The following is a 13798-nucleotide window of genomic DNA, read 5'->3' on the forward strand; positions in this document are numbered from 1 at the left end:
GGTTTTTAAATCTTTTTCCTCTGCCTTGTAGTTTTCCTCCTCTTCATGGAGGATTTTTTCTTGGCCGAGGCATGGGAAGCTTCACTGTCTTCTTCTTGGTATACCTTTTTCAATCCCTCTACGAGCTTTTCGGCAACCTTGTCTATGTTTTGTGCTAACTTGTCATAGTAGCTTAGAAACTCTTCGAGCATTTCCTGCACAAGCTCCTCCGGAGAAACTTCTCCATTAGCTATCTTTACAAGCTTAGACTCCATGCGCCCCCTTATCTCCGGCAAGACGAGTTCTGGGACTGTCTCATACAGCGAGACGGCAAGGGTTCTCCCGAGAGGTGTCGGTATAAGGCGCTTATTCTTCACTATAAAGTATTTTCTTTCAATGTTTGTGTGTATATGCTCCTGCATTGTCGCGTCTGTACCTATGCCGTACTTTTTCATTAGGGCTAGAAGCTCCGCCTCGCTGAGGTACTGTGGAGGCTGAGTGGTTCTCTCCTCTAGCTTTGCTTCTAAGACTCTCACCTCTTCCCCTTTGAGCAGGTATGGGAGGGGGTCATCTTGCGGTACACTGTAGGGGTAGACCTGATAGAATCCAAGGTAGACGACCTTGCGCCCCTCCGCCTGGAACTGTAACTTGTCTATGTTGACAATGATTTTTTGCTTCTCGATAATAGCGTCCTCGCTTAATGTGGCTAAGAAATGTCTAGCCACGTATTCGTATACCCTCCACGCTTTCTCCCCAAACTTTCTAACAATCTCGTTCTTAGAGGCGGCCTTAGTTGGGTAGATTGGTGGGTGGGCTTTGTCGTCTTCACGTCCCTCCGTCGGTTTGAAGCCCTTTAAAAGCAGTTTTTTTACGTACCAGCCAGTGTTTTCCCACTCGCTGAACATCGAGAGTATATTCTTCAGGTTTAGAGTTGGAGGATACCTGGTTGTCTCGGTGCGTGGATAAGAAATGTAGCCGTTCGCGTAAAGAGTTTCAGCTATTGCGAGGGTCTCTTTTGGCCTTAGGTTAAGGAAAAGGCTACCCCTGCTCTCAAGGTACACTGTGTTTAGTGGAACAGGGGGCTGGATATTAACTGTCACGTATTCCGAGGAAGCTACGATTCCCTTACCAATGCTCTTCACAACGCTTAATGCTTCGTTGGCCTTAGAGGCATCGTCAAACGTCGCGTGGCCAGTAAATACTCCCTCGGGCGACTCGAATTTTACTCTTAACACGTAGTATTTCTTCTTCTTGAAGTTTTCTCTCTCTAGTTCACGTTTTACAACCAAGTAGAGGACTGGAGTCTGACATGGACCATAGCTCAGGAATTTGCCTTTCGGCAAGAATCCGTTCCTCTTTTCTACCGACAGCGTGAGTATTCTCGTAAAGCTGGCGCCAATCGTGAGGTCGACGATCATCCTAGAGAAGGCCTTGTTTGCTAGGTTTTCGTTTGGCTTCCTGAAGTTTTTGAAGGCTTCTAGGATGTCTGTCCTCGTTATTGCGCTGAACCATGCACGTTTAAACTCTAAGCTTGGGTTGGCCTGGGACATTATTCGCATGACTTCGAATGCTATGGCTTCCCCTTCCACGTCAGCGTCCAGGGCAAGTATCACTGTCGAGGTTTTTTGTGCAAGCTGTCTAAGAGCCTTTATGTATTTGTATGCTCCCTCCCGTGTCACTAGTATAGGCTTTATGAAGAAGAGCTGTCTCGGGTCAATACTGTTCCACTTGTTGTATTCCTTTGGGAAGTCAAAGTTAAGTATGTGCCCGCTTACTCCTATAGAAAGGCTCCTCGAATTATTCCAGTTAAACTCGTATGCAGGAACACCCTCGATCTGTAATCTCTTTACGCTTGTCCCTCCAAGAAAGCTTGCAATTGCACGTGCAACAGAGTTTTTCTCAGCAACTATGACGTAGCCGTAAATCATTTAGCCTTTTTCCTCTTATCTTCAGGTTTCTCGGCGTGTCTCCCACGAACTCCTAGCCCAAGTATTCTCTTGAGTGCTTCGTCTAGGAACCTGATATATGTGCCCTGCTTCCCCACAAATGCGCCGTACTCTTCTGGGTCGACGTAGACAACAAGTTCTGCGCCCTCTATTTCTACACTCTCTATGTGTTTCCTAATCCATCCAACAGGGTGTATAGCCTTGACTATTTCTCCAAGATCGTTGGTTAGCTCGATGGCCCTAATGTGTACACCTGCCTCCTCTTGGGCCTTATTTATTCTTTCTCCCTTCTTACCGATCAGCCGGCTAAGTGTATTTTCCTTTGCGATGGCTAGAACATCGGGCGCGCTCTGCGAGGAATATTTTTCCTTGAGATCCTTGAGCCATACAACAGTCACTATGTCTGCGTCTGGCGCGTGGCTCTGCAACACGGCCTTAACTTTGTTTTCTTCTTCTGATAGACTACGCCTCCTAAGCCTCGACTCTAGTGCAAGCTTGAAGCCCCTCTTAGACCCCGGCCTCACGATGTCGTTTACACCCATGTTGATTACAAGTGACCTCTCCTCTCCCAATAACAGCTCGCGGGCTATTGCCGCCGTGTTCCTTGTTTTTCCCTCTAGGGCTTGTAGAACAGGGTCCCCCGCGATAACAAGCTTAGAGTTTCTTCCCACCCTTATTATGGCTTCTGGAATAATCTCTGGGTTTAAGTACTGGACATCGTCTAGGAAAATAAGGCTGTTGTCGAATGTTCTCCCCGTAAGGAATTCGGGGTCTACGAAGACTATTTTTCTGCTATCCAAGAAGTTTTTGAGTTCCGGCAAGTCGATATAGTCTCCCGCAACGTCTAGGAGGTAGGATGACGCTGTTTCATAGTACATTTCGCCTAGGGTTGAAGAGTCTAGGAGTTTTGACCTAGAGATGCTTACAAGGGGCCTAATTATGATCATTCTTTTGTACTTTTCTTCTCTCAGCTTCGAAATGCCGTGGAGAATAACGACGAAGCTTTTCCCTGTGCCGCTTGGGCCAAATACGCCAACTATGTCTATGTCTGGGCTCTCAAGGGCGCCTACAAGCATCTTTTGTTTTTCGTTTACTGGTTCAAATTTGAGCGACATGTATTTTCACCGTTTACAGTATTTCTTATTGAAGTCTTTTATTTCTTTATATGTACACGTGTGCTAGAAAGACTAAAATCCTGAAGCATCGAATCAATATTGTGGAGCTAGATGTGGCAGCCAGACCGCTTGTATTTTGGGCCTGCAGGCATACCGACCACTCTAAAAAAGGGAGGTGTAACCGAGGGAATATTAGAGGTTAAAAGGCTTGGGCTCGACGCAATGGAGATAGAGTTTGTTAGGAGCATTTTTCTAAACGAGAAATCTGCAGTAGAGGTCAAGAAACTGCGAGACCAGGTTGGCATAGTGCTTACTGTACACGCGCCATACTATATTAACCTTAACAGTCAAGAGGAGGCAAAGGTAAAAGCAAGTGTAGAGAGGATAATCAGGAGCGCGGAGATAGGCTATAAAGCAGGTGCATGGAGCGTATGTTTTCACGCCGGATACTACGGAAATAGCGACCCCGAAGCCACATACAGAAAGGTAAAGGAAGGGGTTCAGACAGTCCTAAAACATCTCAGAGAAAATAGTATAGAGATCTGGATCAGGCCCGAAGTTCTTGGAAAGCCATCAGAGTTCGGAAGCCTCGAAGAGGTTATAAGGTTAAGTCAGGAGCTGGAAGGCGTGCTCCCAGTTGTCGATTTCGCCCATCTGCATGCCAGGACTGTGGGTGGGCTGAAGAGATACCAGGACTTTGCATCTATCCTTGAAAAAATCGAGAAAGGGCTTGGCAGATACGCTCTCGACAACATGCACATACACGTATCGGGCATAGAGTATGGCGAGAAAGGAGAAAAGCGCCACCTAAACTTGGCGGAGGCTGATCTGGAGTATAAGCTTCTCGTCAAAGCATTCAGAGAGTTCAACATTAAGGGTGTTGTCATCTCTGAGAGTCCGAACTTGGAGCAAGACGCCCTGTTGCTGAAGGAATTATTCTATGCGCCGGTAGAAAAGTCAAAACGAAAGAGATCCCGGGAATCGTAGCCCTCAAGCTTCTTGCCGAGGACATATTTGAGTTCGCCGGGATTTATCACAGGCCCAGGAAAGATGTCTGGGTCATCTATCGTCAGACGTGGGCAAGCTGTGTTCACATAGGCATCATAATGCCCGAAGTTGAGTAGTACGTCTTTGCTGATCTCGTCTATCACCACTATGTCTGCTTTTCTGTTTTCGCGGAGAAGCCTCTTCTTGATGCTTTGGGCTAAGACTGGTCTGGCCTGGCCAGTTTTTGTCGACACAACGACGAGGAAGCTGTGAGCATCCATCGCGGAGCTGATATCCCTTAAACGGCGCGATATAATGGGTCTCACATCTACCTTTTCATAGCTTTTTAGGTAGGGGTCAACTCTCCATACAGGTATACCCATCCAGAGAGCGGCCCCGATCGCGTGGAATCTTCCACCAGCTACTATGAGAACAGCTTCTGCATCTCGAAGCGAGGCATAGTTGCATCCTATGATCAGACCTGTAATGTTTTCTAGCGAGCCTGTTTCGACATGAAAGCCACTTTTTAATGCAAGGTTTTCTATTTCGTGTAGTCTACGGTGTAGCTCTACGGTCACTCCTAGCGTAATTTTTTTGAAGCTATTTCTTTTGATGTCTTCTAGTGCATTGACCAGTGCGTCAGTGAATTCACCCTGGTAGTGGACTGGTACAAACAATACTCTAACCTCTGTTGTTCTGGCTCCTACGAAGCCATGATGACCAACATGAAGTATTGTGTCGATGCCCATTGTTCTTGCCTCGTTAACTGCTATGTCGCATCCGCCCCAGGCATGGCTTCCTGAGAGGTAAGCCTCGTATCCTTCTTCTTCGAGCTTTTCAGATATAAGCCTTGAGATTTTTTTCAGTCCGTCCGGGGCCTGAACAAGAATTTTCTTGGCACTATTTTTCTTTAACCACTCTAATATTTTGCTAAACTCTATCTCGTAGTCATTCAAAGCGAGACTTCTCTCCATGCCAATCCCAACTTGTCTGCATAGTTATATGCTTCACGTATCTCGCTCGGCTTCGGCCTCCTCGCTATCTCTCTCCACCTTTCTGGAAACCTAGCGACAAGATGCTCTGGCCTATACTGGTCCATTACGTTTACAAGCGCTCTCGGACAATTTTTGGAAATCCATTCGAGGACAGGCTTTGTACAGCATTCAACGTGGCCTGGCAGAACCAAGTGTCTAATGATTATGTCTCTACCAGCCTCGCAGACCATCTTATGGTTCCGTGAGACTACCTCGAAATATTTTTGGACACCGGAAAGTCTCCTTGCACAGGCGTCGTTACCGTACTTGAAGTCGGGTAGCCATATGTCTACAATGTCCAGGAGGAGCTCTAGAGCCTCTGTGGACATATACATGTTTGTGTTCCAGAGAAGAGGTATATTTACATCCATGTACCTTAGCGACTCTAAGATAGCGTGAAGTTGCTGGTCAGGGTTTCCGCCGACATAGTTTATGTTCTTGGCCCCCCTCAGGTAAAGCTTTACAGCTATATCTGCGAGTTCCTGGGGGGTGACTTCTGCTCCATTCTCTACTCTTGTCGATATGTCCCAGTTCTGGCAGTAGACACATTTAAAGCTACATCCAGTGAAAAATATGGTTCCAGAGGGCACTAGTGGCGCTTCTTCTCCCATGTGGAGGAAGGCTGTAGCGACACGAACCCTAGAGTCAAGGCCGCATACCCCCTTCTCGCCCCTCGCCCTGTTTACTGAGCATCTCCACTCACAGAAGAAACATTTTTCAAGCATTTTCTTAGCGATTTGTATCTTTAAGTCGAGATAAGAAACCCCTGGAATCTTGTTGCCGAGATTATCAACTGTGAATTCTCTATAAATTTTGGGAAAATCTTTCGCATAGTTACGGTGTATGTCTAGCAACTCTTCCACATCTGCGTCCTGTCTGAATTCTGCCGGGATTCTCTTTGCTACCCTGTAAAATGCTGGGGCTCTCTCTTCAAAAACAGCCTTGTAGTGGCTTAGACGCTTAACTACTTCTTCCTCTTGCCATACGGTTAGCGCGTCCGGCCTCAGATAGGATAATTCTACATCTCTGTTCCAGTACATGGTTTGCCTTCTTTAAGTATGATTTGTTGTAGGGGGCTTTAAGCTTACCTGCTTGTTTTACGTTGAATTATTAATCTTAGAATATATGATGGCAAAACAAAATATCAAATATGGCGGCAACAAAAATTGAGTATCCCTTGATTCTCATAAATTTTAAGGCATATGCCGAGGCAAGCGGCAAGAAAGGTTTACAGCTAGCTAAAGTGGCCGAAAAGCTCAGCAAAGAGTATGGCGTAACAATAGCTGTCGCGCCGCAGCTAACAGACCTAATGTTTATTGCACAGCAAGTCGATATTCCTGTCTTCTCCCAGCATGTTGATGATGTGTCTCCTGGAAGCCATACAGGACACGTAACTCTTGAAGCTGTGAAAGACGCAGGCGCTATTGGTACAATGGTTAACCACAGTGAGCGTCGGGTACGTGCAGACCAGATAGACGTGGTTGTGAAGAGAGCCAGGCAGCTGAACCTAGTGACTGTTGTCTGCACCAACACCCCAGAGGTAACTGCGGCAATGGCTGCTCTTGGTCCAGACATGGTTGCTATAGAGCCCCCAGAGCTCATTGGGACAGGTATACCAGTCTCAAAAGCAAAACCAGAAGTTGTGACTTCCTCTGTTGACCTCGTGAAAAAAATAAATCCGAATGTAAAGGTTCTCTGTGGCGCAGGAATAACTACGGGTGACGATGTAGCGGCGGCACTGAGGCTCGGGACTGTAGGTGTTCTTCTTGCCTCTGGCGTTGTTAAAGCTAAGGACTGGGAGAAAGCAATCTTAGACCTTATAAGGCCAATTCTAAAATAAGTTTTTCTTTTTTTAGAGGCTCAGGAACTAGCCCTTACGTCATCCTATGTTTGTCGTAACCCGGATTTGCAATCATCGCCACTTATCCATAGGGATGATTGTTTTATTAGATTTATCGTTTTGGCGCCGTGCGAGGAGCTTAGTGCTTGACCGAAATTTTGTTGAGCGATACAAAATACTTGTGTTTCTAGGTTTTAAAATGTTAGGAGGAGTATAGTGTAGATAAGGTAGCCTATGGACAAGAAGAAAACATAGGGAGCAAGTGTGACTGCCCAGAATTCGTCCAGTCCTGGGTTCTCTACTTTTTCTGGAATCATGGGGCTTAGCTCTATTGTTAGTTTGTCTCCTTGTTTTTGGGTAGAGGGAATATACATGTAGCTTTTTTCTTCGTATTCCCTTCTACTGATATATCTCATTGTCAGCATTGCGAGGGCTTTGACTAGAGATCCTGCTTCGTAGCCTGCAAAGCTTCCATGTTTAAGGTTCCAGTAGAGATTATAACAGGTATACAGCAAGGTTGGAACAAGTGAGAGAATAATCACTGAGCCTAGGGGAAACAACGTGATTATATGGTAGCCAGGTGGCTCAAATAAGCTTATAAAGGCAAATGCAATCGCGTCGGCCTCGCCTGTAAGCTTCAATTTTAGGGTTAGGATTGCTATTAACAGGCCGAGAAAAAGGGAAAACAGATAAATCTGTAGGTATGTGGGTGTCCGGTTGTATACTTCAAAAAATGTAAGTGGGGCCAGTATAATTGAGGGATATACCCATGTTTTATCGTCTATTTCCCGTGTTTTGTAGTCTTGGTAACCTGCATAGAGTAAGGCTGAAATAAGCACAATTCTGCGGTAAACCGGGACAAGGTCGTAGAAATATATAGACATTTGTTGCGCCTAGAAGCCAAAGAGGCCAGCAAGTCCTTCCTCGACTGTTTCCTCCTTGACTTCCTCTTTCTTTTCTTCTTTCTTCTCTTCTTTCTTTTGCTCTGCAGGTGCTTGTGCGGGAGCAGCGGCGGGAGCTGCCCCTCCAACAGCCACCGGCAAAGCGGCTGTCTTAATTGCTTCTTCAATGTTTACCTCTTTCAGCGCCGCGACCAGGGCTTTTACACGGACGTCGTCGACTTGTATGCCGGCTGCTTCAAGTATTTTCTTGACTGATTCTTCGTTTATTTCTTTTCCTGCATGGTATAGCAACAGACTTGCGTAAACATATTCCATTCAGACCACCGATGCATTTTTCGAAATATCTGTGGCTATAAAAATTTTTTGTTCCTCGAATACAAGGATGATGCATCAGTCTCTAAGTGCATCTTTATTACTTCGGCGATCCTGGCTACTGGATCTTCGAACATCTTCCTAGCTTTCTGAAGGAATACTTCACGGTCATAGATATCTTCTTTTTTCGATAGAAGCTTTTCGATTATATGGAGACCCGTGTAGCGGTAGACCGGGAAACCCTTTTCACGCAGGTAGGTATGAACCTCAAGCTCCCTTGGGAAAGTTGTTAGCGATGGGACTCCAAGGAGGGCTGACTCTGTGGCTATTGTGCCGCCTCCTGTAACGACAAGCCTGGCAAAGTACTCTAGGTTGAGGAAGACTCCTGGTTTCTCGATAAAGGTGACACGGCCTCCTGTGTCTTTTAGTTCCCGCTTGTAGAGAATGTATTGCTCCTTGTACCTTGGATAAATTAGAAGCTTAAGAGAAGACCTCCTTAGCAAATGTCTAGCGATCTTCAGGGGTAGAATGGTTGCAGCTATAGTATCTCTATAGTAGTAAGCCTTTTGCTCACCAGGTCGTATAAACACGTAGTTGAAGGGCTCAACAGAATAGTCTCTCAATATGTCTTCACTCGGCTTGAAACGTGAAACCCAGGCATACTCGAAGACACCTCTAAATACATGTATCCGTGTAAACTCTTCATAGTGTTGGAAAAACGGCACAACTGGTTGAGGCGCAATAAAGTCGCTTGAGAGCGGGATGACGAGTCTAGCTACGATTGTTGAGTGCGGGGTGTCGTTGCATGACACGACGGGTAGCTGTAGGCCGAAAGCCACACGTGTAGAGTCAGGCGATGCAAATGTCAAGTGGAGATCTGGCTCTTCCTCTCTGGCTATCGTGAGGAGTTTTTCTTCTCGTCGAATAGTCTCCCGAACTTTGCTATAGGGTGTTGCGCCGCCATGTTTGCCTACAATGTAGACTTTTCTCCACAGTTCTTTTGCAAGCTCGCGGTTGAGGTCATAGTCCCTAGAGGTAAGGTAGAAATCAGTGTTAGGGAGTTCTTGTTGGAGATAGGAAAACAGGAGGATTTGCTTCGGTGTTAAAGCTTCAACCCATACTTTTTTCATATTTATGACGCTTCACCATTCTTCTGTTGATTGAGCTTCTCCTTCGTCTCGTGTATTGTCCATGGGATAGACTGTTTCGTCTCCAACTTCTTCTATTTTCCTGCTAAGGATGTTTATCGCGACTATTGCGAAGACAAATACTCCAGTAACGATTACTCCTAGGATAATCATTGGCGTCCTGGCATTTTCAGGCGAATTCCACGGATATCCTCCAATGATATAGTCTCCTACCCTGGGAAGTGGAAGCCAAAAAATTAGGATGCCAATTATTGAGAGGAGCGTGACTATCAATACTTTGCCCTTCATGGGTTGATTAACTGTTTTCAAAGGTATAAAACGGTTTTTGTTACCCCTACACGGCTACTTCAAAATCAAGCTTCTCACATCGTCTATGGGTACTACTTCCGCATAGATCCTCAACGGTCCACTAATCCTTAGGATTCCTAGGTCATGTAAGCGTTGTAGGGCTGCTTCGATCTCTTCTATTCTAGGCTCAGGTAACTGTAGCCTCTCGCATAGTGCCTGCACATTTTCTATAACTTCTCTCTCTGTTGTATAAGAAGACTCCCTATTCTTTAGTATTTCCAGTGTTGCTGCCAGGACTACTCTTTCCAGCTGTTTCAGTGTCTTAACTATGTCTGCGTCAAGAGAGCTCCTCCCGAGTATCTGTGCCAGAGCTCTAGAAACATGGCTAAAAGTTACCTTTTCACTGTGCTCACTGTCGGCAATCAAGCTGGCATAGAGAAGGATATCCAATGCTTTTCTCACATCACCCTCGAACAAGTCAATAGTTATCTTGGCAACGTGCTCCGCTACAGTGTCAGGAAGAGCACTCTGATCCGAAAAAGCTTCACTTGCCCTATACAATAATATATCTACTAGTTGAGGCAACGTGTAACGTGGAAACCTGACGATGAGGCTTCCAAGGGTAGACTGCTCCTCGGGGGCAAGGCCGCGGCTCCACTCCTCGTTCCTGGCAATAAATACGACGCCCAGAACATTCTCTACGCCGAATTCCGGCAAGCGTGTCAAGTTGTATACTACGCGTCCTCCCCTCAGGCTTCTTGAAGATGTGAGCTCATCAGCTTCGTCAACAATGAACAAAAAGCTTGTTGTTTTTTTCTTCACAAATTCGTCTAGGATCTTCTCGAAAACCTCGCCCGCAGACAGGCTTCTCGAGGCCCTCCCAGAAACCTGGCCAAGTATAGACGTGTAGACTGTCCAGGGGCTTGGGTCGCCCAACATCTTCAGGTTTACGTAAATTATTCGGGCAGTTTCAAAACCTTTCTCGAGGTTCTTCGCAAACAAGAGAGCTGTAGATGTTTTCCCTGTGCCCACAGAGCCTATCAATTGAACCGACTTGAAGAACGCTGAGGACTTCTCTACCCCTGGAAAGAAGATTGAAAGCTGTCTAAGCTGGGCGTCTCTGTGCGGAAGTCTTCTCGGGATATATTTACTGCTGAGTGCCTGAGGGTTCCTTAGGATCATTGCTTGCTTCGATTTTTCCATATATATTGGAATATAATTTTTTTCAAAACATAGTAGACCGAAACTTAATTCACACTATTTACCACGAAAATAAAAGTATAAAACAGCGCTTGCATTTTTCAATGCGAATGATGAAAGTCATGCAAACGTGAAAAGAATGAACGTATCCTGGGGTATCTGACGCATACAGTGCTAAATCCTTTTAAATCTCATTGGCACTGCTAGACTGGGTCTAGATGGAGAAAGATACATATGAGAGTGGTCGAAGACGCATAGAGTACAAGACAAGCCTGCTAATGGGTCTCATTGTTATAGTGATAAGTTCCTTGTCTGTGGCTTGGGCACTAGTTCTAAGCAAAAGCGGTGTAGCCGACCTTCTGGGAAGCCCGTTTGTGCCGGAAGAAAGCCCCCAAGGGGTTCTGATCAATAGCTTAATAATACTTTTCCTCGTACTTCTAGGAACAGGGCTTCTTTTGGTCCTGATCAGGTTCAGGAAAATACACACTATACCTGCTGTTATGGCGTTTGCTGTAGCGTTTTCTTTTTGGGGGATCGCCGAGATATACTTCTATTCACTGGCAAACCTTGCACCCCTAGAACGATATAGCGACTACCTCCAGCAGTATGCAGACTTGCTCTCAATTTCAGTTGCCGTCTTGGCCGCCGTGCTTATAATTAAGCCAGTAAGCGCAAAACTCCTCGACATCCTCCTGATAATCTACGGAACAATGGCTGGCTCACTGCTGGCAGTTACATTGCCAGGCTGGACCCCCTTTGCTGTTGCTGTGATCCTCGCAGTCTATGACGTTTACTCTGTTTTCTATGGACCATTGAAAAGGATCCTAGAGAACACGGTTGGAGAGGGGCAGTCCAGAGAATCAAAACTAAAATCGCCGCTAAGGGGAGCAGTAATAGTGGTAGACAACATTGCCCTCGGCATGGGAGACGTATTGATGTACTCGATGCTTAGCTCCTCGTACTATCTCTTTCCCTTTAACTCGGTAGCACGCTGGGTATTAACTACTATTGCAATAGCCTTGGGGCTCTACTTTACCCTCAAAATGTTGACACGTAAAAAATACATGCCAGCCTTACCAATACCGGTCTTTCTGTCCCTAGCAGTATATGTCATATGTCTGTTGATCGGTTTTTAGCAAACAGGGGTCAGTCCGCCCATCCGGCTCTCATCAATCGAACATCAACGCGGCAATCATCCCCAGATATCATTGGTGCGCGCAAAATTAAAAGGTTGACTAGTTTTTTCCTTGAGAGAATAGGAGAAATATAAAACAAGGCTACTTGAATAATTCCTTAACGATTTCTAACGGGAAGACGTTATAAGCGTCGACGTCCTCGTGACTCCACTAAGCTTCCTTATGTTTGACACAACTTTATCCAGAAGTTCAAGGGCAGGCAAAGTGATCTTAACGAGAATGTCGTATTCGCCGTACACGATGTAGGCCTCTTCCACAAATTCCATCTTTCTGATGGTCTTGAGAACTTCGTCCTCATAGCCAACTCCTACATTGACAAGCAGAAACACAGTTATTTTGTCTGGATTTGTACTCATAAAGGCTCAATTATATATCAACCATGTTTAAAAATATAAATATAACGTATGATAAAAACATCGGCATCAATAACTATCAACTTTTGCTTTTTATAACGAATCGTGGGAAATATTAGAAAAAATTCGTTGTTCTATGGGACGCCTTTTAAGAAATCATATTCGCTAAAAACTAGTGCTACCACGGCACTTCCATACATCCCGTCAGGCACGTCTAGTTCTTCAATAAGGTACCGAGGCTCCTCCATGTTTAGCCTGTCTTTAGCCCTTATCTCTTCCCACATTTCGGCCAGTCTGTCCCTGGCATCTTTGTAACTATTCCCGTCGTGAAACTCTATAACGTAGCCGTGAGGATGACCGCGAGCCCACGAGATACCAACACTAATCTTTGCAGGTCCCTTGACCCTCTTCTCACTCATCACGAGAAAAACTATGCTACCTTCAGGTAGCCTTCTCGGCGTTTCTTCGACGATATTTGGAGGCAAGATAGATGATACGGGCACCAAATTTAGGCCATGTATCCCTGCCTCACGGAGTGCATTATTGAAGGCCATTAATGGAGAGACACTGCTAACTCCTTTCCCCTTAGTCACGAAGTACTTCTTTGGGAGGATCATTTTGCAAATCAAGGCGTTTTTCAGCCACAACTATTAAAAGTTTTTCAAAATGACCAAGGGGAAGAGTATCCGCTACAGACACTTTAGAATACAAATTAGACAACACGCTAATAAGCGAGGAAACATCTGCGAGACTACTGGCAACAACAATAAGCTTGCCATGCTCCTTTAGCAATCCTTGGGCATCTCTTGCCAGCTCAACGCTGAACTCTATTCCACTGGGTCCTCCACAGACCTCTTCTCCCTCTTCATATCTACAGGGCAAGTATGGAGGATTAGAAACAACAATATGAAAAGAATCTCTCCTGAACGGTCTCGCCTTATCCGTTAAAACAATATCTATCTTTTTATAGAGATCCTTTTTCTTCACTCTGTCAAGTGTATACTCTACCGCGTCCTGGGACACGTCTGTGCCGACAACATACTCTGCACAATACGCGCATTCAATGGTTATCTCTCCATTGCCACAGCCAACCTCTAATACAGTTCCATAACATTGACTCTTTTCACGCAGATAATTAGCAAGGAAAACCGTATCCTCCGAAACGGGGTATGGCATCAGGCTAGAGACCCAGCAGTTTTCTGACCTCGGGCTTCATCCTGTCGGGCGTCCAGGGCGGATCAAATACGAGCTCGACTTCTACATCTTCAACCTCCGGGATCTTTTCCTTGATCGTGTCACGTACAAGTTCAACGAGGAAGTACGACATTGGGCATCCAACTGCTGTTAGGGTCATTTTGACTTTTACCTTTTTATCGTTTATCTCTATCCCGTATATAAGACCTAAGTCAACCACGTTAAAGGGTATTTCTGGGTCGTATACGTCCTGAAGCGCTTGTAGCACTTGTTCCTGCGTAATGTTTCCCATTATATCCCCCTG

The 13798-nt window shown here is 45.6% G+C and carries 16 protein-coding genes; 3 read left to right on the top strand and 13 right to left on the bottom strand.

What is annotated here, in order from left to right; all coding sequences use genetic code 11:
- Positions 1-5: 5 nt before the first annotated feature.
- Together N186_RS05640 and N186_RS05645 are read right to left on the bottom strand one after the other, a co-directional pair.
- Entirely contained in the window at positions 6-1907 is a 1902-nt protein-coding gene (locus N186_RS05640; protein ID WP_020962810.1) for a DNA topoisomerase, read from the bottom strand.
- Positions 1904-3040: a PhoH family protein gene (locus tag N186_RS05645; RefSeq protein WP_020962811.1), complete on the bottom strand. Its 1137-nt coding sequence runs from the start codon at positions 3038-3040 to the stop codon at positions 1904-1906. The genes N186_RS05640 and N186_RS05645 overlap by 4 nt, the downstream gene beginning before the upstream one ends.
- A 111-nt stretch (positions 3041-3151) precedes the next feature.
- Between N186_RS05645 and N186_RS05650 the strand changes: the two genes are divergently transcribed.
- Entirely contained in the window at positions 3152-4027 is an 876-nt protein-coding gene (locus N186_RS05650) for a TIM barrel protein (protein ID WP_020962812.1), read from the top strand.
- Here the strand turns inward: N186_RS05650 and dph2 are convergent.
- Positions 3979-5001, bottom strand: a complete 1023-nt coding sequence (gene dph2, locus N186_RS05655) for a diphthamide biosynthesis enzyme Dph2 (RefSeq protein WP_020962813.1) — start codon at positions 4999-5001, stop codon at positions 3979-3981. The genes N186_RS05650 and dph2 overlap by 49 nt on opposite strands.
- The gene (locus tag N186_RS05660) at positions 4980-6101 is read right to left on the bottom strand and encodes a radical SAM protein (protein WP_020962814.1); all 1122 of its coding nucleotides are present in this window, start codon (positions 6099-6101) and stop codon (positions 4980-4982) included. Before N186_RS05660 ends, dph2 begins: the two co-directional genes overlap by 22 nt.
- 110 nt (positions 6102-6211) lie before the next feature.
- On the opposite strand from N186_RS05660, the gene tpiA reads away from it, so the two are divergent.
- A complete protein-coding gene (gene tpiA, locus N186_RS05665; RefSeq protein WP_020962815.1) occupies positions 6212-6901 on the top strand; it encodes a triose-phosphate isomerase in 690 nt (229 codons plus the stop codon).
- Positions 6902-7095: 194 nt separating this feature from the next.
- Here the strand turns inward: tpiA and N186_RS05670 are convergent, their stop codons facing one another.
- From N186_RS05670 to N186_RS05690, 5 genes are read right to left on the bottom strand one after another with little or no spacing between them, the layout of a single operon-like run.
- A complete protein-coding gene (locus N186_RS05670) occupies positions 7096-7785 on the bottom strand; it encodes a prepilin peptidase (protein ID WP_052885532.1) in 690 nt (229 codons plus the stop codon).
- A 9-nt stretch (positions 7786-7794) separates the two neighbouring features.
- The gene (gene rpl12p / locus N186_RS05675; protein WP_020962817.1) at positions 7795-8118 is read right to left on the bottom strand and encodes a 50S ribosomal protein P1; all 324 of its coding nucleotides are present in this window, start codon (positions 8116-8118) and stop codon (positions 7795-7797) included.
- Positions 8119-8153: 35 nt separating this feature from the next.
- Positions 8154-9245 (bottom strand): DUF354 domain-containing protein, encoded by a 1092-nt coding sequence (locus N186_RS05680; protein ID WP_020962818.1) that lies wholly within the window; start codon positions 9243-9245, stop codon positions 8154-8156.
- A gap of 12 nt (positions 9246-9257) precedes the next feature.
- On the bottom strand, positions 9258-9551 hold the full coding sequence (locus N186_RS05685) for a hypothetical protein (protein ID WP_020962819.1): 294 nt from the start codon (positions 9549-9551) through the stop codon (positions 9258-9260).
- Between the two features lie 54 nt (positions 9552-9605).
- Positions 9606-10754, bottom strand: a complete 1149-nt coding sequence (locus tag N186_RS05690; protein ID WP_020962820.1) for a Cdc6/Cdc18 family protein — start codon at positions 10752-10754, stop codon at positions 9606-9608.
- 215 nt (positions 10755-10969) lie between these two features.
- On the opposite strand from N186_RS05690, the gene N186_RS05695 reads away from it, so the two are divergent.
- Positions 10970-11887 (top strand): A22B family peptidase, encoded by a 918-nt coding sequence (locus tag N186_RS05695; protein WP_020962821.1) that lies wholly within the window; start codon positions 10970-10972, stop codon positions 11885-11887.
- A 167-nt stretch (positions 11888-12054) separates the two neighbouring features.
- Here the strand turns inward: N186_RS05695 and N186_RS05700 are convergent, their stop codons facing one another.
- From N186_RS05700 to N186_RS05715, 4 genes are all read right to left on the bottom strand, one after another.
- Complete coding sequence (locus N186_RS05700) at positions 12055-12303, bottom strand: Lrp/AsnC family transcriptional regulator (RefSeq protein WP_020962822.1); 249 nt, start codon at positions 12301-12303, stop codon at positions 12055-12057.
- 131 nt (positions 12304-12434) lie between these two features.
- The gene (locus tag N186_RS05705; RefSeq protein ID WP_020962823.1) at positions 12435-12917 is read right to left on the bottom strand and encodes a pyruvoyl-dependent arginine decarboxylase; all 483 of its coding nucleotides are present in this window, start codon (positions 12915-12917) and stop codon (positions 12435-12437) included.
- Positions 12886-13476, bottom strand: a complete 591-nt coding sequence (locus N186_RS05710) for a methyltransferase (RefSeq protein WP_020962824.1) — start codon at positions 13474-13476, stop codon at positions 12886-12888. The genes N186_RS05705 and N186_RS05710 overlap by 32 nt, the downstream gene beginning before the upstream one ends.
- Positions 13477-13480: 4 nt before the next feature.
- Positions 13481-13786 (bottom strand): metal-sulfur cluster assembly factor, encoded by a 306-nt coding sequence (locus N186_RS05715; RefSeq protein WP_020962825.1) that lies wholly within the window; start codon positions 13784-13786, stop codon positions 13481-13483.
- Positions 13787-13798: the final 12 nt, after the last annotated feature.

It is taken from the genome of Thermofilum adornatum, from assembly GCF_000446015.1.
GTDB lineage: Archaea > Thermoproteota > Thermoprotei > Thermofilales > Thermofilaceae > Thermofilum > Thermofilum adornatum.

What these genes read in the sequence shown, in the direction of transcription:
- N186_RS05685 (WP_020962819.1), bottom strand. Translation starts at nt 9,551, where the DNA reads ATGAAGGGCAAAGTATTGATAGTCACGCTCCTCTCAATAATTGGCATC.
- N186_RS05710 (WP_020962824.1), bottom strand. Translation starts at nt 13,476, where the DNA reads ATGCCATACCCCGTTTCGGAGGATACGGTTTTCCTTGCTAATTATCTG.
- N186_RS05715 (WP_020962825.1), bottom strand. Translation starts at nt 13,786, where the DNA reads ATGGGAAACATTACGCAGGAACAAGTGCTACAAGCGCTTCAGGACGTA.
- N186_RS05700 (WP_020962822.1), bottom strand. Translation starts at nt 12,303, where the DNA reads ATGAGTACAAATCCAGACAAAATAACTGTGTTTCTGCTTGTCAATGTA.
- rpl12p (WP_020962817.1), bottom strand. Translation starts at nt 8,118, where the DNA reads ATGGAATATGTTTACGCAAGTCTGTTGCTATACCATGCAGGAAAAGAA.
- N186_RS05660 (WP_020962814.1), bottom strand. Translation starts at nt 6,101, where the DNA reads ATGTACTGGAACAGAGATGTAGAATTATCCTATCTGAGGCCGGACGCG.
- N186_RS05680 (WP_020962818.1), bottom strand. Translation starts at nt 9,245, where the DNA reads ATGAAAAAAGTATGGGTTGAAGCTTTAACACCGAAGCAAATCCTCCTG.
- tpiA (WP_020962815.1), top strand. Translation starts at nt 6,212, where the DNA reads ATGGCGGCAACAAAAATTGAGTATCCCTTGATTCTCATAAATTTTAAG.
- N186_RS05705 (WP_020962823.1), bottom strand. Translation starts at nt 12,917, where the DNA reads ATGATCCTCCCAAAGAAGTACTTCGTGACTAAGGGGAAAGGAGTTAGC.
- N186_RS05695 (WP_020962821.1), top strand. Translation starts at nt 10,970, where the DNA reads ATGGAGAAAGATACATATGAGAGTGGTCGAAGACGCATAGAGTACAAG.
- N186_RS05640 (WP_020962810.1), bottom strand. Translation starts at nt 1,907, where the DNA reads ATGATTTACGGCTACGTCATAGTTGCTGAGAAAAACTCTGTTGCACGT.
- dph2 (WP_020962813.1), bottom strand. Translation starts at nt 5,001, where the DNA reads ATGGAGAGAAGTCTCGCTTTGAATGACTACGAGATAGAGTTTAGCAAA.
- N186_RS05670 (WP_052885532.1), bottom strand. Translation starts at nt 7,785, where the DNA reads ATGTCTATATATTTCTACGACCTTGTCCCGGTTTACCGCAGAATTGTG.
- N186_RS05690 (WP_020962820.1), bottom strand. Translation starts at nt 10,754, where the DNA reads ATGGAAAAATCGAAGCAAGCAATGATCCTAAGGAACCCTCAGGCACTC.
- N186_RS05645 (WP_020962811.1), bottom strand. Translation starts at nt 3,040, where the DNA reads ATGTCGCTCAAATTTGAACCAGTAAACGAAAAACAAAAGATGCTTGTA.
- N186_RS05650 (WP_020962812.1), top strand. Translation starts at nt 3,152, where the DNA reads ATGTGGCAGCCAGACCGCTTGTATTTTGGGCCTGCAGGCATACCGACC.